This is a genomic window from Psychrobacter fulvigenes, assembly GCF_904846155.1.
GTDB lineage: Bacteria > Pseudomonadota > Gammaproteobacteria > Pseudomonadales > Moraxellaceae > Psychrobacter > Psychrobacter fulvigenes.
The window spans coordinates 2,403,775-2,425,101 of the sequence record NZ_CAJGZP010000001.1 but is presented as its reverse complement, the minus strand read 5'-3'; the positions used below and the strand labels follow the sequence as shown (position 1 = coordinate 2,425,101).

General features: G+C 42.9%; 18 protein-coding genes. 15 read left to right on the top strand and 3 right to left on the bottom strand.

Annotation, left to right across the window (positions count from 1 at the left end; genetic code table 11):
• Positions 1 to 27: 27 nt before the first annotated feature.
• The 9 genes from uppS to JMX03_RS10135 all read left to right on the top strand — a co-directional run bounded on the left by uppS (position 28) and on the right by JMX03_RS10135 (position 11,735).
• Positions 28 to 783 carry a polyprenyl diphosphate synthase gene (uppS, locus tag JMX03_RS10175; RefSeq protein WP_201574207.1) on the top strand — a complete coding sequence of 252 codons (756 nt, stop codon included), beginning with the start codon at positions 28 to 30 and terminating at the stop codon, positions 781 to 783.
• A 70-nt stretch (positions 784 to 853) separates the two neighbouring features.
• The gene (locus JMX03_RS10170; RefSeq protein WP_201596568.1) at positions 854 to 1,663 is read left to right on the top strand and encodes a phosphatidate cytidylyltransferase; all 810 of its coding nucleotides are present in this window, start codon (positions 854 to 856) and stop codon (positions 1,661 to 1,663) included.
• Between the two features lie 257 nt (positions 1,664 to 1,920).
• Entirely contained in the window at positions 1,921 to 3,123 is a 1,203-nt protein-coding gene (gene ispC / locus JMX03_RS10165; protein ID WP_201596566.1) for a 1-deoxy-D-xylulose-5-phosphate reductoisomerase, read from the top strand.
• A 65-nt stretch (positions 3,124 to 3,188) separates the two neighbouring features.
• The gene (gene rseP, locus JMX03_RS10160; RefSeq protein WP_201596564.1) at positions 3,189 to 4,565 is read left to right on the top strand and encodes an RIP metalloprotease RseP; all 1,377 of its coding nucleotides are present in this window, start codon (positions 3,189 to 3,191) and stop codon (positions 4,563 to 4,565) included.
• A 273-nt stretch (positions 4,566 to 4,838) separates the two neighbouring features.
• The gene (gene bamA / locus JMX03_RS10155; protein ID WP_201596562.1) at positions 4,839 to 7,301 is read left to right on the top strand and encodes an outer membrane protein assembly factor BamA; all 2,463 of its coding nucleotides are present in this window, start codon (positions 4,839 to 4,841) and stop codon (positions 7,299 to 7,301) included.
• 181 nt (positions 7,302 to 7,482) lie between these two features.
• Positions 7,483 to 8,499, top strand: coding sequence for a UDP-3-O-(3-hydroxymyristoyl)glucosamine N-acyltransferase (gene lpxD, locus JMX03_RS10150; protein WP_201598046.1), 1,017 nt, complete (start codon positions 7,483 to 7,485; stop codon positions 8,497 to 8,499).
• Between the two features lie 156 nt (positions 8,500 to 8,655).
• A complete protein-coding gene (gene fabZ, locus JMX03_RS10145) occupies positions 8,656 to 9,165 on the top strand; it encodes a 3-hydroxyacyl-ACP dehydratase FabZ (protein WP_201574212.1) in 510 nt (169 codons plus the stop codon).
• Positions 9,166 to 9,307: 142 nt separating this feature from the next.
• Complete coding sequence (gene lpxA / locus JMX03_RS10140) at positions 9,308 to 10,087, top strand: acyl-ACP--UDP-N-acetylglucosamine O-acyltransferase (protein ID WP_201596560.1); 780 nt, start codon at positions 9,308 to 9,310, stop codon at positions 10,085 to 10,087.
• Between the two features lie 295 nt (positions 10,088 to 10,382).
• Positions 10,383 to 11,735: a sodium-dependent transporter gene (locus JMX03_RS10135; RefSeq protein WP_201596558.1), complete on the top strand. Its 1,353-nt coding sequence runs from the start codon at positions 10,383 to 10,385 to the stop codon at positions 11,733 to 11,735.
• A gap of 138 nt (positions 11,736 to 11,873) precedes the next feature.
• Here the strand turns inward: JMX03_RS10135 and tgt are convergent, their stop codons facing one another.
• Positions 11,874 to 13,025: a tRNA guanosine(34) transglycosylase Tgt gene (gene tgt, locus JMX03_RS10130; protein ID WP_201596556.1), complete on the bottom strand. Its 1,152-nt coding sequence runs from the start codon at positions 13,023 to 13,025 to the stop codon at positions 11,874 to 11,876.
• A 274-nt stretch (positions 13,026 to 13,299) separates the two neighbouring features.
• Here tgt and JMX03_RS10125 point away from each other — a divergent pair, with 274 nt between their 5' ends.
• Positions 13,300 to 13,965 carry an SOUL family heme-binding protein gene (locus tag JMX03_RS10125; RefSeq protein WP_201596554.1) on the top strand — a complete coding sequence of 222 codons (666 nt, stop codon included), beginning with the start codon at positions 13,300 to 13,302 and terminating at the stop codon, positions 13,963 to 13,965.
• Between the two features lie 59 nt (positions 13,966 to 14,024).
• On the opposite strand, the gene asd is transcribed toward JMX03_RS10125, so the two are convergent.
• The gene (gene asd, locus JMX03_RS10120) at positions 14,025 to 15,158 is read right to left on the bottom strand and encodes an aspartate-semialdehyde dehydrogenase (protein ID WP_201596552.1); all 1,134 of its coding nucleotides are present in this window, start codon (positions 15,156 to 15,158) and stop codon (positions 14,025 to 14,027) included.
• Between the two features lie 400 nt (positions 15,159 to 15,558).
• Between asd and JMX03_RS10115 the strand changes: the two genes are divergently transcribed.
• From JMX03_RS10115 to JMX03_RS10105, 4 genes are all read left to right on the top strand, one after another.
• A complete protein-coding gene (locus tag JMX03_RS10115) occupies positions 15,559 to 16,689 on the top strand; it encodes an endonuclease/exonuclease/phosphatase family protein (protein WP_201596550.1) in 1,131 nt (376 codons plus the stop codon).
• A gap of 384 nt (positions 16,690 to 17,073) precedes the next feature.
• Positions 17,074 to 17,484, top strand: a complete 411-nt coding sequence (locus JMX03_RS10110; protein ID WP_201596548.1) for a helix-turn-helix domain-containing protein — start codon at positions 17,074 to 17,076, stop codon at positions 17,482 to 17,484.
• A complete protein-coding gene (locus tag JMX03_RS15370) occupies positions 17,412 to 17,567 on the top strand; it encodes a helix-turn-helix domain-containing protein (RefSeq protein WP_227695617.1) in 156 nt (51 codons plus the stop codon). Before JMX03_RS10110 ends, JMX03_RS15370 begins: the two co-directional genes overlap by 73 nt.
• Positions 17,494 to 18,081 carry an IS630 family transposase gene (locus JMX03_RS10105; RefSeq protein ID WP_201596546.1) on the top strand — a complete coding sequence of 196 codons (588 nt, stop codon included), beginning with the start codon at positions 17,494 to 17,496 and terminating at the stop codon, positions 18,079 to 18,081. The genes JMX03_RS15370 and JMX03_RS10105 overlap by 74 nt, the downstream gene beginning before the upstream one ends.
• Before the next feature lie 150 nt (positions 18,082 to 18,231).
• On the opposite strand, the gene JMX03_RS10100 is transcribed toward JMX03_RS10105, so the two are convergent.
• Positions 18,232 to 20,181, bottom strand: coding sequence for an acyltransferase family protein (locus JMX03_RS10100; RefSeq protein ID WP_201596544.1), 1,950 nt, complete (start codon positions 20,179 to 20,181; stop codon positions 18,232 to 18,234).
• Positions 20,182 to 20,344: 163 nt separating this feature from the next.
• Here JMX03_RS10100 and JMX03_RS10095 point away from each other — a divergent pair, with 163 nt between their 5' ends.
• The gene (locus JMX03_RS10095; protein WP_455233746.1) at positions 20,345 to 21,292 is read left to right on the top strand and encodes an IS256 family transposase, variant Zn-binding type; all 948 of its coding nucleotides are present in this window, start codon (positions 20,345 to 20,347) and stop codon (positions 21,290 to 21,292) included.
• The last annotated feature ends 35 nt before the right edge of the window (positions 21,293 to 21,327 follow it).

Here is a 21,327-nt window from a genome sequence, read left to right as displayed (position 1 = left end):
TTACTTTCATAATAAGCAGTATAGTCCATGCCTACATCCTTATCATCGCCGACTGATCTTATTCCTCGTCATATCGCTATTATCATGGATGGTAATAATCGTTATGGCAAAGCCAAAGGTCTTGGCCGCGGCGAGGGTCATATCGCAGGCAAAGATGCACTAGATCCTATCGTTGAGTATTGTCTCGACGCTGGGGTTGAAGTGCTGACCGTATTTGCATTTTCAAGTGAAAACTGGCTACGTCCACCCAATGAAGTGGCTTTACTGATGCGGCTACTGACCTCAACCATCCATGAGCAGATGCCGCGAATGAATAAGTATCGTATTCGGCTCCGCTTCATTGGTGATCGCAGTCAGCTTGACGATGACTTGCAAGCGCTGATGCTAGATGCAGAAGCCAAAACTGCTCATTTTGAAGCCATGACGCTGGTGATTGCGATCAGTTACGGTGGACAGTGGGATATTGCACATGCCGCTCAACAATTGGCGCAGCAGGTACAAGCAGGTGATTTACGGGCTGAAGAGATAGACAAAGAGTTGCTTAGTCAGTATGTACAGCTAGCCGATGAGCCTGCTGTGGATATGCTCATAAGAACAGGTGGTGAGTATCGTATCTCTAACTTTTTATTGTGGCAATCTGCGTATGCTGAGCTGTTTTTTACCCAAACCTTGTGGCCAGACTTTAGCGCAGATGAGCTTGCACAAATGATAAAAGAGTTTGCTCAGCGCCAGCGCCGTTTTGGTAAAACCAGTGAGCAGATTGAGGCGCAAGGAACACGGTAGTTAATGCACACGGATTAACTAATATAATGTAGTATTAAGCAGATATTTATTATTATAAGGCCGGATTGGTATGTGGCAACGGATTAAAACAGCAATTATTTTAATTATTATTGTTGGTATTGCACTATTTGCGAGTCAAACGCCCATCTTCTTTGCACCGCTATTGGCAATAGGAGTCACCATAGCCGCGCATGAATGGACCAAACTGATGCCAAAATGGCGTCAGCCTGCAGTCTTTGTGCTAATGGTATTAGCAATCACGCTTATATCCTTAATGTTCAAAGTCACTTGGTTATTTTGGTGGGTGGCATCTTTGGTCATCTGGCTAATGGCGCTCTCTTGGGTGGGTAAGTTCCCAACGCATACGAACTGGTACGGCAAAAAGCTTGGGCTAATGGGTGTAGTGATATTAACCGCATCCATTACGGCCATGTTTTATTTATGGCAGCTGTCGGCATGGTGGCTGATGTATTTGTTCTTACTGGTATGGTGTGCAGACAGTGGCGCTTACTTTGTCGGACGCAAGCTTGGACGGCGTAAAATGGCGCCCAACGTCTCCCCCAATAAAAGCATGGAAGGTTTGGCGGGCGGCTTAGTAACTGGTCTACTGGTCGTCGTGGTCATCAGTGTCTTTAAGCTACAACTCACTGGTACAGCATTGGTCGCCTTTGTGGCACTCTCGGCGCTGACGATTTTGGCCTCGGTACTTGGCGATTTATTTGAGTCGATGCTCAAGCGCCGCGCTGGCGTCAAAGATTCAGGGACTATCTTGCCAGGGCACGGTGGTATCCTTGATCGCATTGATTCGTTATTATCTGCCACCCCGATATTTGCGCTAGGGTTTTGGGGCTTGCAGTATTTGGGCTTAATCGTCGCTTAAATGCTTTATCAAACACTTAAGGTGGGTTGAATGTTCAACACGCCCTAATTAAGGAGTTAAACCCTTTAGCCTATTTGCAGATCTCTATTCTCTATTCTATATTTGGCTACGTCAGTTGTTTACTAGCGCTGATGTAGCATTTCTGATTTTTCTCTTTCTTTATTTCTTTATGTTTACGCTGTCTTTTTGATGGCACCTTTTTCACGATGGTTTTTTAATAACACAAACGTTAACACGATAAATGGGCATTAATGGTTATGACGCAACGCATTGCCGTACTTGGCGCAACGGGCTCTATTGGGGATAGCACCTTATCAATCTTAGCAGCGCATCCGCATGATTATGATGTCTATGCTTTATCAGGATACCAGCGCCTAGATAAGCTATTGGCGCTATGCCAGCAATTTGAGCCGACGCGTGTTTGTGTGCCGAGTGCTGATGTCGATGGTTTTGCAAAAAGGCTTAGTGATATTGGTTTAACTATTGATGTGGTGGGCGGTGCTGAGGGTTTAGTAGATATAGCCACAGATTCACAGGTTGATACTGTGGTCGCCGCAATCGTTGGCGCAGCAGGATTGCCCTCGACATTAGCCGCAGCTAGGGCAGGCAAGCGTATCTTACTGGCCAATAAAGAAGCGCTCGTCATGGCAGGTCAAGTGATGATCGCAGCGGTCAAATCCCACAATGCAACCCTGCTGCCAATTGACTCTGAACACAATGCTATTTTTCAGTGCTTGCCAGCTGCCATTCAGCAAAATAACACCCAGATTCATGAACCAAGCCACGGTGTACGTAAGTTATGGCTAACCGCTTCTGGCGGGCCGTTTTTACAGCAGTCATTTGCCCAGATGCAGCAGGCAGGAGTCGCAGAAGCGGTCAAACATCCTAACTGGTCAATGGGACAAAAGATATCGGTCGATTCAGCAACGATGATGAATAAGGGGTTAGAGCTAATAGAAGCGTGTCATTTATTTGATCTACCAGAAAACAAGATAAATGTGGTCATTCATCCACAAAGTATCATTCACTCAATGGTAGAATATAGCGATGGTAGCTTCTTAGCGCAGCTTGGCAGCCCAGACATGAAAACGCCCATTGCTCATGCCTTAAGCTATCCCAATCGTATTGATAGTGGCTCACAGCCATTAGACTTATTTGCGCTAAACGACCTTGAGTTTATTAAACCAGACTTACAAAAATTCGCCTGTCTGCGTCTTGCACGTCAAGCGATGCAAGCAGGTACGCAGGCGACCATTGTACTCAATGCCGCCAATGAGATTGCAGTCGCTGCGTTTTTGGCTGGACAGATCCGTTTAACGGACATTGCTGATATCAATGAGCAGGCGTTGACGCAAGTAAAGGTGCCATTGTTAGACGCAAGTGCAGATATAGGCGATATTTTATCCATTGATCATGAAGCGCGGCGCTACACCAGTGCGTTTATCGCAAAAATGGCGTAAACAAACTAAGCGAAATATCAGATGTATGGCACCTTAAGTAAAAGTAACCTAAGCGAGAGAAGGTAATGACGTTTTTACTAACGCTATTAGCAGCGATTTTTGTATTAGGCCCTCTGATTGCATTGCATGAATGGGGCCACTATATCGTGGCGCGTTTGTGCGGTGTAAAAGTATTGACGTATTCTATAGGCTTTGGCCCTAAGCTGACGGGCTGGACAAGCAAAAAAACAGGCACCGACTATCGGCTCTCAATGCTACCGTTTGGTGGTTATGTCAAAATGCTCGATGAGCGTGAAGGGGAAGTGGCAGAAGATGAGCAGCATTTGGCCTTTAATCGTCAGCATCCACTGAAAAAAATCGCGATCGTCGCTGCTGGCCCTATCATGAACTTTGTTATTGCGATTGCACTGTTTTGGGTGTTATTTATGACCCCATCTGAGCAGTTAGCGACCAAGGTTGGGCAAGTGCTGCCAGAGTCACCAGCGGCGATGGCACAGCTGCCTGTGGGTGATAAAATCGTAGCGATTGATGGCCATGATGTGCAGACGTGGGAAGGGGTCAATTATCGCTTAGCAGGGCGCATGGGTGAAACAGATAATATCAGCATCACTCTGCAGTCATCTGAGCAAGAGGCTGCTACTGCAAAAACCTACCAAGCGCCAGTCACTAACTTTATGCAAGGCGATGCGCAAGGTAAGGACGCGTTGACAAGCTTTGGTATGTTGCCATGGCAACCACAAATCGCGCCCGTGGTTGGTGAGTTGTCAGCTGATGGCGCAGCCATTCGTCAAGGGTTAGAAGTGGGCGATCGTATTACTGCGATTAACGACACAGCAGTGACAGACTGGATCAGCGTGACACGCATCATTCGTGATAACCCTGAGGTGCTGTTAGATTTTACGGTATTACGTGATAACAAGCCTGTACAGCTACAGATCATGCCTCAAGGCAAAAAAGACAATCTAGGTAATACTTATGGTCAGATCGGTGCTATGGTGGAGCAATCTGAAATTGTCATACCTGATGAGTATAAGACGACAGTCGTGTATGGTCCTGGTGAGGCGCTGATTAAGTCATTTGAAAAAACTGAGCAATTGGCGGTTATGACGGTCAGTTCAATGGGCAAAATGCTCTCTGGTATGATAGGTCTTGATAATCTATCAGGCCCAATTACTATTGCCAAAGTTGCCAAACAAAGCTTCGATATCAGTTGGGAGATGGTATTATCTACAGCAGGTTTGATCAGTTTGAGCCTTGCTGTATTAAACTTATTGCCTATTCCTGTGTTGGATGGTGGTCATATTGTTTATTATGTGATTGAGCTTATCCGCGGAAAACCTTTATCAGAAAGGGTTCAGATAGTCGGTTTGAATATCGGTTTACTCTTACTGCTAAGTTTCATGGTGTTAGCGATTGGTAATGATATTAGTCGGCTATTTTAGATGAAAGCGGTGTCACTTATAGAGTAAGGTGCGATACAATAACGCCTAAGCGGGAAACGAGCTTCAGTTCTTATAGCAATATGGCGATACGTTAACAGCGCTATTACTACTATACTAATAGTATTTTTTAGTTTATTTTATAATGCATTTTATATAAAGTGTCCTGAGTCATCCCAAAATTAAGTCGCCGACTGCGCAATAATTGCGATTGGGCTAGACAAATTATGCTTTTTAACTTAACTTAAGCAAGTTTTTTATTGACGGATAGTGTTTATGCGTACGCCTTTATTTATGAGCGCGGCTGGGTTGCCGTTAGTTGTAGCGATGATGAGTGTTTCGGCACAGGCCGCAGATTTTGTGGTCACCGATATTGGTTTTACTGGCTTACAACGCCTAACCCCTGATAGCCTCTATCCAGTATTGCCAGTTACGGTAGGTGATACGGTCACTGATAGCAGCCTTGCAGCCAGTATCAAAGCCTTGTATGCCACGGACAACTTTGCCAATATCCAAAGTCGTATTGAGGGCGGTAAGCTGCGCTTTGACGTGGTCGAGCGGCCTATCATTGCTGAAGTCAACTTTGAGGGCAATAAGCTCATTCCTAAAGAAGGATTAACAGAAGGTCTGGCAAATGCTGGCCTATCTGTAGGAGATGTGCTCAAGCAGTCGACGCTGCAAGGTGTCGCGAATGAGCTGCAGCAGCAATATATCAGCCAAGGTTATTACAACAGTAATATCGAAGTCGATCAAACCTTGCTGGATGGCAACCGCGTCAAACTGGACGTGCGTTTTATCGAAGGTAAGCCAGCCAAAGTTGTCGATATTAATATCATCGGTAATAAACACTTTAGTGATGATGATATTAGAGATGTCTTTGCGGTAAAAGAATCATCTTGGACGCGTCTGCTTTCTAAGTCTGATCGCTACGCTAAAGAAAAGCTAGCGGCCAGTTTAGAGAATTTAACTGCGCTCTATCAAAACGATGGCTACGTACGCTTTGCAGTTGATAATGCGGTACTCAATATCAGTGAAGATAAGCGCAGTGTGTTTATCGAAGTCAGTGTCAGCGAAGGTGAGCAATATCAATTTGGTGAGACCAGCTTCTTAGGCGACCCAAAATTTGATACCAATGAGCTCAAAGAGCTTGTTACCTTTGGCCCCAATGAGCAGTATTCACAAGCTAAGCTAGATGCCACAACGGCAGCCCTAAAAAGCCGCTATGGCAATGAGGGTTACTATCTAGCCCAAGTACGCCCTGTCCCACGTATCGATGATGAGACCAGAGTCGTCGATGTTGATTACTATATTGACCCTGCGCGTCCAATTTATGTACGCCGTATCAACTTTAATGGCAACATAAAAACCCAGGATGAAGTGTTGCGCCGTGAGATGCGTCAATTAGAGGGCGCGCTTGCTTCTAATGATAAAATACAGCTGTCACGTACGCGTTTGATGCGTACAGGTTTTTTTAAAGCGGTAAACGTAGATGTGAAGCCAGTACCTAATCAGCCAGATCTAGTTGACGTCAACTATGTGGTTGAAGAGCAGCCTTCTGGTAGCTCGACCATTGCTGCTGGTTACTCACAGAGTGGTGGTGTGACTTTCCAGCTGGATCTGACGCAAAATAACTTTATGGGTACGGGTAACCGTGTCAAAGCGGCACTGTCACGCTCAGAAACGCGTGATTCATATAGCTTAGGTTATACCGACCCTTACTTTACTGAGAACGGCGTATCACAAGGAATCAGTGCCTATTATCGTGAGACTAAATACGATGATCGAAACGTTAGTAACTATGTCACTGACTCTTACGGCGCGACGCTGAACTACAGCTATCCTGTGGATGAAACCAAGCGCGTCAGTGCAGGGGTGAACTTCGATAACACTACTGTACGTGGTGGGCGCTGGCTTGGAGTGTCCAACGTTCAGCAGATTATCGATGATGGTGGAGTAGTAACATACTATAAAGATGAAAATACTGGCAAGGTAATACCAGGTAGAGGTAGCTTTAAAAATGATTATAATACCTATAATCTTCTATTAGGGTGGGATTACAGCACCTTGGATCGTCCCGTGTTTCCGACCAAGGGTATGAGTCATACTGTTGATGCTACCTTAGGCTTCGGTGATGCCAGTTATCAAAAGCTGATCTATCGTGGTAACGTATATAAGCCCATCTACAAAGATGTGATAGCTCGTGGCTATACCAAGCTGGGTTATGGTAATGATTTACCATTTTATGAAAACTTCTATGCTGGTGGCTATGGTTCGGTACGTGGTTATGAATCATCGACCCTTGGTCCTAGATCTGCAGCTTATTACGATGCTGTTAATGGTATTGATCGTGTTCAAAAAGAAGATATTGGTGGTAATGCTTTGGTCACTTTTGGTACTGAGCTGATTTTACCAATGCCCTTTAAAGGCGACTGGGCAGATCAAGTACGTCCAGTACTGTTCGCTGAAGGTGGTCAAGTGTTCGATACCACCGATAAAGAAGATCGTACTTTTATCAATCCTGAGACTGGTAAAGAGGCTGCTTATCTTAATCCAGATGGTAGTAGCCGAGGTCCTGTAAAACTATTAACGCAGGATAATGACTTCCGTTTCAGTGCGGGTGCGGGTATTACTTGGTATACACCGATTGGACCGATTTCGCTTAGCTATGCAGTACCTATTGGTGATAAAGAAAATGACGAGACTGAGAAGGTGCAGTTCCAGATTGGTAGTACCTTCTAATAGTAGTTAAACCATTATTTAAGAGTTAGGTCATTATCCTAGAGTGACTTTATATTTGGATTAAATATTTTAAATATAGGTAAATATTAAAGTCACTCTATAAATCTTATTTAAACTGGTCACCAAGCTGAGACTTGAGCTTGGTGCCATTTTTATGTCTATTGGTTATATTAGCTTTATTATGATAACGATTGAGCAACTTATTTCCCAAATTGAGCAGCGTCAGCCAGTATTGAATAAAGCTGAGCTGAATGCTGCGCAGCTATCTCAGACTTTAGAAGGTGTTGGTGGTTTAAACGATGCTGCTAGTAAGCAGCTGAGTTTTTTGGCAGATCCACACTATATCTCTAGTCTCAAAAGCAGCCATGCTGGTGCAGTATTGGTCACCGAACAATATCGTGAGCAAGTACCGTCAACAACGTTGGCGCTAGTCGTAGCAACGCCTTATTTAGCCTATGCTAGCGGCAGCCAGCTCTTTGCGCCACAGCTATCTAAACAAGGTATTCACCCGACAGCAGTCATTGCGGAGAGTGCAGTGATAGCTGCCAACGTGACCATTGGGCCTTTTTGTGTCATCGGTGAGCATGTACATATAGGTGCAAATAGCTTCCTTGATTCGCATGTGGTCGTTGGTGATCGTACCCATATCGGTGCTGATAGTGTACTCAAGTCACAAGTTGTCGTTGGTCATGATTGTATTATTGGTGATTATGTTAGACTGCATGCAGGGGTTAGTATCGGTGCTGAGGGCTTTGGCTTTGCGCCAACCCGAGATCCTAGTAGCAGTGGTTGGGAGCGAATTGCCCAGCTTGGGCGTGTGATTATCGGTAATCACGTGCGCATCGGTAGCAACACCTGCATTGATCGCGGCGCTATTGATGATACTGTTATCGGTCATCATGTAATTATTGATAACTTAGTGCAAGTTGCCCATAATGTACGGATTGGTGATGGCACGGCGATCGCTGCGCAAACGGGTATCGCTGGCAGCACTACCATTGGCAAGCGCTGCATTATTGGTGGTGCTGTCGGAATTACTGGCCATATTGAGATTGCCGATGATGTCACTTTATCAGGCATGACGATGGTAACAAAATCTATCAAAACGGCTGGTTCTTACTCATCAGGAACAGCTGCGATGCCAACAGCCAAGTGGCGTCGCGCTGCTGTGCGCTTTCGTCAGCTGGGCAACGGATAATGCTATTAAGGTTGAGCCAAAGACAACCTGATTAAACGTAAGCCAAACACGTTATCTAAAATTACGTTATCTAAGATATAGTCACTGTAATACTTACTATCAAAGCTACTACAAAACATTGCAAACAGCACCCAACAAAAGCAAGGAAGCCCCGTTATGAGCGCTATCGATATCGACACTCTCACTGATGCAGACATTCAATCATTATCTGAACAAGGTCTGACACTACCACTAACTTACCATACGCTTAAGCACTATCTGCCGCATCGCTATCCTTTTATGTTAGTGGATAGAATTACAGCATGTAAGCCAGGTGAGTGTATTACCGGTATCAAAAATGTGACTATCAATGAAGAGTTCTTTAATGGTCACTTTCCTGATGAACCTATTATGCCAGGAGTCTTGATGGTTGAATCGATGGCTCAGGTCTCTGGGGTGTTAGGCTTTATTAGTGCAGGATTGACTGCAGAAGATGGTTACTTATATCTATTTGCTGGCGTTGATAAGGTGCGTTTCAAGCGCCGTGTCATACCTGGTGATCAGCTGATCATTCGAGCCAAAACAGTGATGCAGCGTCATGGTATCTATAAGTTTGATTGTACTGTACATGTTGGCGATGAATTGGCGGCCAGTGCGCAAGTGATGATTGCTCGGCAAGAGCAATAAGTGACTGAGAAGTACTGATTAGCCATACGTTGATTGTCAAAACATTTATAATGATTAGTATTATTAAAAATGAAACAGCTGAGCTTATTTTAAAGTCCTGTTTTGAAATTTATTTGCACCAAATGATACAAAGGCCTGCATTATGAGTCAGATCCATCCCACAGCGCTGGTTTCACCGTCTGCTACGATTGATGAAACCGCAGTTATCGGGCCGTACTGTATCGTCGGTGATGAGGTGACGATAGGGGCACACACTGTATTGCATCGGCATGTCGTTGTAACCAGGCTAACCCGTATCGGTAAGCACAATCAAATTTATCAATTTGCTAGCATTGGCGAAGATCCGCAAGACTTAAAGTACGCTGGTGAGCGCACTTGGCTTGAGATTGGTGATCACAATACCATTCGCGAAGCCTGCAGTTTGCATCGTGGCACCGCGCAAGATGAGGGCGTCACTAAGATAGGCAGTCATAATTTATTGATGGTCAATACCCATGTAGCCCATGATTGTGTGATTGGTGATCATAACGTTGTGGCAAATAATGTTGGTATTGCAGGTCATGTCATCATAGGCGATCATACCATTATCGGTGGCAACTCAGGTATTCATCAGTTTTGCCGTGTCGATGATTATAGCTTGGTCGGTGGTGGCAGTTTAATCTTGAAGGATGTGGCAGCGTTCACTATGGTATCGGGTAATCCTGCCCGTGCTCATGGTCTAAATATTGAGGGTATGCGCCGAAGAAAATGGTCTGCTGACACTATTGAGATTCTGCGTAAAGGGTACTTAACGGTATTTAGGTCTGGCATGACCACCGCACAAGCACTTATTATATTACAAGAAGATTTGCTGTTCAAAGAGCCCAAAATTCAACTATTGATTGATTCGTTGGAGAATAGCGCGAGGGGTGTAGTGCGCTAGTTTCTCCAAACAGATGTTTTTAATAGTTCTGTTTAGCGCATAAATAGTTGTTAATATCTTTAGTATTTCATTGAGCCATAACTAATTGTTATGGCTTTTTATGTTTATGACTGCTTGACTTTTTAGGTTGCTTAGCAGAAACTTAGCGTCTACGATATTGTAAACAATTCTTTCTTAATGTTGCTGAGCGCGTCACATTGATGCGTAATTTGAATAGCCTCATAATATTATGATGCTATTTAGGATAATCAGGGATGGTTATAGACAATGTTAATTGAAGCACGAGGATAGAAAAATGGCTACCAATAAAAAAGAACATGCGCAGTGGGGCTCAAGCTTTGGCTTTGTGCTGGCAGCAGTAGGATCGGCAGTAGGCTTAGGAAATATTTGGAAGTTCCCATATATGGTCGGTGAAAGTGGGGGTTCCGCTTTTGTTATTGCTTATTTATTTTGTATCGCGCTGGTTGGTTTCCCAATCTTGGTCGCTGAATGGTTAATCGGTCGCCGTGGACAAAAAAACCCTGTAAACAGTTATGCTGATGTTGCAGCCAGTGAAGGTAAATCACGTAGTTGGGGTATTGTTGGTGCTTCAGGTATATTGGGCGGCTTTTTAATTCTCTCTTTTTATAGTGTGATTGGCGGTTGGGCTCTTAACTATATTACAAAAGTCGGTACAGGTAGTTTTTCAGGTCAAGGTAGCGACTCTGTTGCCGCAACTTTTGATGCAATGCTAGCATCAGCAGGCACATTAACCATCTGGCATACTGTCTTTATGGTCATCACGGCTATCATCGTTGGTATTGGTGTGACTAGTGGTATTGAAAAAACAGCCAAAATTTTGATGCCACTATTAGGTATTATTCTATTTGTGATTGTTGGTTACAACGTTATGAATGGCGGCTTTGGTGAAGCCGTTGCTTATCTATTCGCTCCAGACCTTAGCAAGCTCACGGCTGATGTGATGCTTGCTGCACTGGGTCATGCGTTCTTTACGCTGTCTATTGGTATGGGTATCATGGTTGCTTATGGCTCGTATTTGGGCCGTGAAGTAAACCTGCTTAAGACAGCGCGAACAGTCGTTATCTTAGATACAGTCATTGCATTGGCTGCTGGTCTGGCCATCTTCCCAATTATCTTTAGTAATGGTCTTGATCCTGCTTCAGGTCCAGGTCTCATTTTTGTAAGCTTACCGATTGCCTTTGGTAGTATGGGAGCGGGTAGTATTATAGGTACGTTATTCTTCTTACTCATTACCTTTGCTGCGATAACGTCATCGATCTCTCTACTGGAGCCAACCGTTGAGTTTTTGGAAGAGCGTACCCCGATGAGTCGTACGGTTTCAACTATCGCTGCTAGTACTGTGATTTGGCTATTGGGTATTGCAGCTCTATTATCGTTCAACTTATGGAGCGATTTTACCATCATGGGTAATGGTATCTTTGATGCATTAGATAAGATTACCAGTAAGTTCATCTTACCATTGACGGGTCTTGCAGCGATTATTTTCCTTGCTTGGAGAATGGATCAGCGTAGCATCCAAGAAGAGCTTGGATTGTCTGACGGCGCTTGGCAGGTTTGGCAGATTATCGCTAAGTTTGTTGCTCCAATCGCAGTAATTGTCGTCTTTATTACCACATTGATGAGCTAATACAGATACCTATTAATAGCAGCTAACTGCTCAATTCTAAGAATTGATAGGTAATAAAAAGGGCTTAAGATAATTCTTAAGCCCTTTTTGCATTCCCTTTAACTTGTATCTAAACCTATAAGTCAGTGTTGAAAGCGACTAACGTAAATTTAACTCAGGAACCGTTTGTCCACGCTTGCTATAAAACTCGCTGACAAACTCATCGAACCTATCTTGTTCAATAGCGTCTCTAATACCTTGCATCAAACGTTGATAATAGCGCAAGTTATGAATGGTTGCTAACTGTGCTCCAAGCATTTCTTTACACTTATTTAGATGATATAGATAAGCACGGCTAAAATTTTGGCAAGTGTAGCAGTCGCACTCTGGATCTAGTGGGCCTTCATCTTCTCGGTATTGACTGTTGCGTATGCGTACTACACCCGCATTATCGGCATCACCAGTAACGAAGTAATGGCCGTTACGCGCATTACGAGTTGGCATGACACAATCAAACATATCGACACCGCGACGCACGGCTTCGATGATGTCTTCAGGCTTACCAACACCCATCAAATAGCGTGGCTTGTCCGCAGGCATGGCGTGAGGAATATAATCCAAAACATCCATCATCTCATCTTTAGGTTCGCCGACTGATAGGCCGCCAATCGCGTAACCATCAAAGCCAATCTCAAGTAAACCCTCAAGCGACTGTTGACGCAAGTCAGCATACATACTGCCTTGAATGATGCCAAATAAGGCATTGCTGCTGCCAAGCTTTTGATGCTCATCAAGACAGCGCTGTCCCCAGCGTAGTGATAGCTCTAAAGATTTTTTGGCCTCGTCATGTGTCGCAGGATAGGGCGTACACTCATCGAACTGCATGACGATATCTGAGTTTAGGCTGTACTGAATTTGCATCGATTTTTCGGGTGATAAAAACACTTTGGCACCATCAATCGGAGATTTGAAATTCACTCCTTCTTCAGTGATTTTACGCATTGCGCCCAAGCTAAACACCTGAAAGCCACCTGAATCTGTCAAGATTGGTTTATCCCAATGCATAAACTTGTGCAGACCGCCAAATTTATCAATAATTTCAGAGCCTGGACGTAGCCATAAATGGAAAGTGTTGCCCAAGATGATATCAGCACCGATGTCTTCAATATCACGTGGCAGCATACCTTTAACGGTTCCGTAAGTCCCTACTGGCATAAAAGCAGGGGTTTGCACATCGCCATGATTAAGGTGGACGGTACCGCGTCGTGCGCGTGTCTCACCGCTTGCGGTTTTATGGAGGATAAATTGCATATAATAATCGCTATCTGAGCTATGAAAATGTTGCTGATTATAGCATTTTTGCGACTTTATTGGGTGAGGTATGGCTATCGGAATAATAGATGCTGTATATAAGCGCTTATGTTACTCAGTTTATATCTTATATTGACTGATAATGAGATTTCTACACTAAAACACACAGACATAAGGCATTACGGATTGATAAGCTAGAAAGTGGTATATAGGATGTGTATCATTGAAAGATAACCAACTATTTAATAACGTTGTCTGGCTATGGAGACGGTTTATGAAAACGGCAGTTTATCTATTACTTGGCAGCTCATTATTAATATCAGGAGTTGCTATGGCGACCGAAGAACCTAACTATACGATTTTGTCGCAAACGGATGATTTTGAGCTGCGTCGCTATGATGGACAGATTGTGGCTCAGACTTGGGTCACAGGCGATCAAGATGCTGCCAGTCGTAAAGGGTTTAAGATCTTAGCGGACTATATCTTTGGTAATAATACCGCGCCAGGTGGCAAGAGTAGTAAAATCAGTATGACTGCACCTGTAATGATGCAACCTGAAGCCATGTCTTCTGAAGAAAATAAAGACAGTGACGAGTCAGAGAAAATTGCCATGACTGCACCAGTGAGTATGCAACAAGCCGATGGGAGGTGGCGCGTACAATTTACTATGCCCAGTCAATATACAATGCAATCGCTGCCGAAGCCCAATAACCCAGACATCACGATTACTGAGTTGCCTGTGCAGACTTATGGTGTGATTAAGTTTTCGGGACTGGCAGGGAGCAATAAGGTCGCTGAAAAAACTGAGGCGCTGCAGTCTTGGATGCAAGGTCAAAACTTAAAGATTATAGGTATGCCTGAGCTGGCACGTTATAATCCGCCTTGGACTTTGCCTTTTATGCGTCGTAATGAGGTGATGATTCGATATGAGCAGAAATAATGTATAAAAAAAAGACAGCTTAAGCTGTCTTTTTTTGCTTAAATTTTATATGAATAAGTTTAGCTGTTTTGCGCGCGGATAATGTTTAGCATGCGGCGTAACGGCTCAGCAGCGCCCCACAATAGCTGATCACCAACCGTAAACGCACCTAAGTACTCACCACCCATATTAAGCTTACGTAGACGACCAAGAGCAATTGTTAATGTCCCTGTCACGGCCACTGGCGTTAGGCGATTCATAGTGGCTTCTTTATCGTCTTCGACCAAGTCTAACCACTCATTACCGCTATTTTTTAGTGCTGCTTCGATTTCTTCTAGCGGAATATCTTTTTTTAGCTTGATGGTTAAGCCTTGTGCGTGACAACGCATCGCACCGATACGGACACACATGCCGTCGATAGGAATGGTATTGTCTGCAGAGTTACCAAGAATCTTATTGGTTTCAACGCCACCTTTCCACTCTTCACGCGACTGTTTGTTCCCTAGCTGTGAGTCGATATAAGGGATCAAACTACCTGCTAGTGGCACACCAAAGTACTGCTTAGGAAAGTCATCTGAACGCTGAGTCTGGGCGATTTTTTTATCAATATCTAATATCGCACTGGCTGGATTGGCGAGCTCGTCTGCTACTGCGTCACGTAGTACGCCCATGCCATTGATAAGCTCGCGCATATTGTTTGCACCAGAGCCACTAGCTGCTTGGTAAGTCATGGCGCTAACCCACTCAACCCAGCCTCTATTAAACAGCTCACCAATCGCCATCATCATGAGCGACACGGTACAGTTACCGCCGATAAAGTCTTTTTTACCGTTGGCAAGGGCGCTATCAATAACATTACGATTAACTGGATCAAGAATGATGATACTGTCATCTTCCATGCGTAGGGTGCTTGCCGCATCAATCCAGTAGCCGTCCCAGCCACCATCACGTAATGGTTGGTGTACTTTCGACGTATAGTCGCCACCTTGACAGGTAATAATCACATCACAAGCAGCGAGCGCTTCTATATCATGAGCGTCTTTAAGTTGGCTGGGCTTAATACCATCAAAGTTTGGTGCATCGCCGCCTGCATTACTGGTTGAAAAAAATACAGGTGTGATGCCGTCGAAGTCTTTTTCTTCGCGCATACGCTGTGTTAGTACTGATCCTACCATTCCGCGCCAACCTACCAAGCCTACCGTTAAATTACTCATGAAATTTAATCCTTTTAACAATTATTTGTAGCACTGCCAACCGATAACAATGCCGTGAATATGCTTGAAAAGCAAGGTGTTTTAGATAATTTTAGCTGTTTTTAACACACTATTACCTATGCTTAGCATAACTTTTGGTTATTTACTTCGTTAATTGAGCCTAATGCTTTGTGATGACTTATATAAAAATAACGCAGGCAGTATAATTTAAGAATTCAGTTTGTAATTTTTTAGAAGAGATGTATGGAGATTTATAGTGCACAGTATGCGCCTTCGCTACGAAATGTTAAAGTAAACAGTTATTTCGGATGAGGTAATATAATATAGAACTTATTTACCTAAATGAAGATGAAGACTCTTATCTGCTCATAATTTATTTAATAAACGGTTAATGAAACTTATGGGTATTTCCCTATTGTATTATGGTGTGCAGTTATTGGCAGGGTTAATAGCTTTTGTGACCGTCTGGGGTTGGTTGCCTCTTGATCACTGGTGGGTACGCGGTGTTGACTTTCCACGTATTCAGATAATGGTGCTTGGTATTATTGCTTGGATTGGTATGTTGGCTTTTTGGTCAGAATGGCAAATGGGGCAGTGGCTGCTGTTCGCAGCTCTAAATATCACTTTAGCGTTTCAGCTAAGAATGGTGCTGCCTTATACAAAGCTGTGGAAAAAAGAAGTTCAGAATGCTAAAAAAATGCCCGAGGGAGAAGCGTATCAGTTAAAAATAATGGTTTCAAATGTGTTAACTCCCAATGATGAGACTCATAAACTCATCAAGTTAGTAAAGAACAAGCAGCCTGATATTCTAATCACACTCGAATCAGATGAAAAATGGCAGGATGCGCTGAATGAAATTGAGTCAGATTATCCTTATACGGTTAAAGTGCCATTGGATAACCTCTACGGTATGCATTTATATTCAAAACTTGAGTTGATAGATCCTACTGTTAAAAATCTAATGATTGATGACATACCTTCGATTCATACTCAGCTACGCTTGGAAAATGGCCGTGTGATTTGGTTGTATTGTTTGCACCCAATGCCGCCAAGCCCGACCGAAGCGGATAAATCGACCACGCGTGATGCTGAGCTATTAATGGTGGGAAAGCATATCAAAGAAAATGAGCAAACGGCGATACTGGCAGGAGATCTGAATGATGTGGCTTGGTCGAAGACTACCCGCCGCTTTCAACGTATATCAGGACTGTTAGATCCACGTGTTGGCAGACACTTTATCAATACTTTTCATGTCAAATATCCGTTTTTACGCTGGGCATTGGATCACCTTTTTCACAGTGCTTGTTTTACCGTTGTTGATATCGAGCGTTTACCGTCCATTGGTTCCGATCACTTTCCTGTATTGACTACTTTGCAGTATGAGCCAGAAGAAGCAAGCAAACAGGAACAAAATGCGCCTGCAGTGCAATCCGAGGACTTTAAAGAAACAGAAAATAAAATCCAAGAAGGTAAAGAAGAAGGGCGTAAAGTCTCAAAAGAGCATGCAGAGGAACAGAGTGTTTGTGAATAATATGGACATTGGAATTATCTTTTGGTGGCCATTAAAATCATATATACGAATGTAAGCAAAAGCGTACAAACAATAGTGCTTTTGGCGTCTAGCTACCCGCTGATGATCGGCATACAATAGCATCATCAACACAAGGATAGGCATGGATGCAGTGTTGAGGCAGTAACCATACAAGCACAGGTCAGCCCACTGTCTTATAGGTTATTGTTTATGACTTAGGATAAGTCAGCACGGAAGAGATAATAATAATAACACGAAGCGCCCTAAACCCGAACCAATCGCCCTAGGTTCGGGTTTTTATTTGTCTGTTAAATGAGTTACAGTCTTCTTGAGCTGTGAATTAATAGGTAATACCAAACCCAAAATATATAGTATAATCCACTTATGACTATACCAATACATAACCTAGAAGACCATGACTTTGGCAAACACTCAAAGACTGAGCGCAATCCCAGAGCCCGACTACGCCTGCTCATCTTATACCAATATAGTATAGGCAAAGCCACCAACGATATTGCCAAAGACCTCTGCATACATCCTGAAACTGCCAGACGGACATTGAAGCGATATTATGAACGAGGACTTGAGAGTCTCTACGATCGTCATCGTCGAGGTCGTCGCAGCAAATCGCCAGAAGCAGACACAGCCGCTTTTAAAGCCATGATAGTCTCTGAACAAGAAAAGCGCGCTGGCGGTCGTCTAACCGCAAAGACATTCAGCAATTGGCTAAAGAACACTACAACGCTCACTACACCGTTAACGGTATCTACGAGCTACTCAAGCGTATTGATATGAGTTGGATAAGTGCTCGTAGTCAGCATCCAAAAGCCGACCCACAAGCTCAAGACGCTTTTAAAAAACTTTATAGCACAGGTTAAGGCGTCACTGCCTACTGATGTGAGCCTAGATCAAGTGGATATCTGGTTTCAAGATGAAACTCGAATAGGACAACAAGGCTCATTGACCAGAGTTTGGCATTACCGCGGTGGGCGACCTCGACTGATCAAGCAGCAACAGTTTCATTCCGCTTATCTGTTTGGTGCCTTTTGTCCAGCGACAAAGAAGGCTGTCGGCTTAGTACTGCCTTTCGTTAATAAACACACCATGTTATTGCATATGCAAGAGATTAGTAAAGCCGTTCCAAAAGGACGTCATGCGGTGGTGGTGATGGACGGCGCATTATGGCATCAACCAAGCTTGAATCAGGCTAATGTCACTATGCTTAAACTACCGCCTTATTCACCTGAGCCCAATCCCTCTGAGAGAGTATGGCAGACCTTAAGCAAAATGAGCTATCTAATCGTTGTTATGACAGTTATGAGGCTATTGTCGATGCCACTTGCTTGGCTTGGAATAATTTGCTTAAACAGCCACAAAGAATTCGGTCGTTAACTGCTCGTACCTGGGCGCAACTTTAATTGTTGGGTTTGGTATAAGTATTGCTAACTATGCCTACTACACTCATGCGCTATTATTTTATTCCGAACAATAAAAAAGGACACTATCTTTAGATAGTGTCCTTATAACCATTCAAGTTAATGATTATGTTGTTTCGAAAACCACGTCATATATAGGAGAGATGACCTCTGCGCCATAGCTACTAAGATGATCGTCGTCATTATAAAGTGGGATCCCATTTCTATCACCATAACAATACTCACTATCACAGAGGTGTGGAATGGGATTTAGTATTTCAGCACCACATTGCTTGGCTGCTTTATCTTGCATTTTATAAGCGACTTGATGGCGCTGATCATAATCTTCAAGCTTTATTTTTATGGATTCAATTTTATCACTGAACATAAAAGACTTAAGCATCGTTAGTGGGACATTTTGTAGCATTTCAGGAGTAGGTCTTACAAGGTAAACAGGATTAGTCTGCTTAAATTCACAAACACTACTAATCATATGTTCACTTAAATTGTTATGGTACTCTTCATTTCGCTCAGGAAATATTTGATCGACAAAATGGGTTGGTGGATCTAAATGAAAATCTTTATGCTCATTGTAACTATGAAAATAAAGGGATGTTCTGCTAATGATGATGACAGGAATGTCTGGATAGTCTTTCGCTACAAGATTAATAGCGTTCTCTACTAATTGTCCACAATTATAATCTGGGTTTTGTCCGTTTTCATCTACCCAGTAAAGCCCTCTTATTGTAGGACATGCCGAAAGCCCTAGGCTCAAAATGCTTCCACCCGCAAGAGAAGCTCTATTGCCAATAGCAACGTTCTGAACTTGTGAATGACTATCCCCAATGACGATTGCTTTTACTGGCCCTTCGCCATAGATACAGCTGGGAGAAACGCCGTTTTCAACTTTTCCACATACTTCAGTTCTGGGGTCTAGCTGTTGTTGCTCTATGATTGATATTTGCTCTGCCGTTAGACGCAAAGGGGTAATGGCATCAGTTTTCATAAATAACATGCTGCCTAGTAATCCTACAAATCCTGCAATATAAGTCGGTTTGCTTTTGAAGTAGCTAAAGAAACTAGAAAAATTATTGCTAAATTTTATTTTTTCAACATATTTATAGCTTAAGAAGCCCAGTAATATGCACAGCGCCATGCCTGGATAAATATAATATTTGGGTAGTGAGAATGTGTAGATAGCTACCACAAAAGGCCAGTGCCAAAGATATATAGAATAAGACCAAGACCCTAACTTTTGAAAAACGATATTGCCTGTAATGAAGCTATCGTCACGATGGGCTTGAATGATCAGGAACGAACCCACGACAGGAAATATGGCTAAATAACCTGGCCATGGATTCTTTGCTGATATTAAAAAATAGGAGGTAATAATTAAGACTAAGCCTATCTTTTCTACCAACTTTTTTCTGTTTTCCTGTAATGTAAAAGGATAAAGATAAGCGACACCGCCAATCATCATCTCCCAAGCTCTAGTAGGCAATAGATAGTAAGAGGGATTAGGCCATCTATAAGTTGCAATAACACAGAAAATAAAGCCTAGTATTGTTCCTATTACTAGCATCATCTTCATCGTCTTGATAGACATAAACTTGCGCATAGCGACAAGAATTAAAGGATAGAGGATGTAAAATTGCCACTCAACTGAGAGTGACCAAGTATGTAAAAGCCATTTTTCATGAGAAGCAGCGTCAAAGTAGCCAGCCTCTCTCCAATATGCAATATTGGATAAAAAAGTAACACTACTAGCAGCATGTTTTCCTAAGGCCTTATATTCTAAAGGTGATAGATAGAACCAACCAAAAGCTAATAATACTAAGCACAGTAGTGCTAAGGCAGGAATAATTCTATTAGCACGAGCGACATAGAATTTTAAAATAGAGAAATTTTCTTGTTCTATTCCTCTAAATACTATTCCAGTCATTAAGAAGCCTGAAATAACAAAAAAGACATCAACACCAGCAAAACCACCTGGCATCCAAGCGGTATTGAGATGGAATAATACAACAGCAATGACCGCCAAGGCTCTTATGCCATTAATGTCTTTTCTGAACTTCATAATATAACCAACCAAAAGTTGAGTGAAGATGATTATATGTATTATATATGTTTTTACGAATATATCTATATAATTTTTCTTTATCCATAAATATGATATTAAGCAAAGAAGGTGTAATGGACAAAATTCATGCTGGTGTAGGGTCTAACGCTATATACTGTCTATATTTGCAAGGAATCAACGCTATGAATCAAAAAACTGCCCTTTTTGTAGTAATAAACACACTAAAAAGAATGGACGCAAACTAGGCAAACAACAGTACCAATGCCTATCTTGCAAACGGCAGTTTTTAGGGGGCACAAGACTCAATAACCAAATGCTTTGGACTGAATATACGCAAGGGAAACAGACGTATAAACAACTGGCTGACAAGTACCACTGTAGTCTTAAAACCATTCAAAGACGCTTAGACAAAGTGAGTATTGAGTACCAAATCAAACGACCTAAGCGTGCTAATATCATCATGGACACGACCTATTTTGGCCGTGGGTTTGGTCTCATGGTATTTATGGACAACACCACTAGAATGGTTCTCCATTACGCTATAGTCAGTCATGAAACCAATAGTGCCTATAAGCAAGGGATTGATTACTTAAAGGTGCTAGGCATTGATATACAAAGCATCACCTGTGATGGTAGACGAGGACTTAGAACGCTATTTACCAGTACTCCTTGTCAGATGTGCCAGTTTCATCAGATACAAATAGTGACTCGCTACCTGACTCGTCGCCCTAAGAATATCGCTAGCATTGAGCTTAGGCAGCTTACTTTGACCCTAACACAGCTTGATAAAGCCGCGTTCATAAAGTGCTTAGATCACTGGTACCTGACTTACGAAGCCTATCTCAGTGAACGTAGTACCAATGAGGATACGGGTAGAACTTGGTACACGCATAAGCGTCTTAGAAGTGCTTATCGTAGCCTGCGAACCAACAGTGATTGGTTGTTTACTTATCAAGAATATGAGCACTTAGATATACCAAATACAACCAATACGCTTGAAGGTTTATTTAGTAAGCTCAAGCGGCAATTACACAGTCATCATGGCTTAAATGAGCACCGTAAGTTACGGTTTATTAAAGACTTTTTACTCTCAAAGTCACGCAAATAGCATGAATTATGTCCATTAGCGACTACCTTCTACTT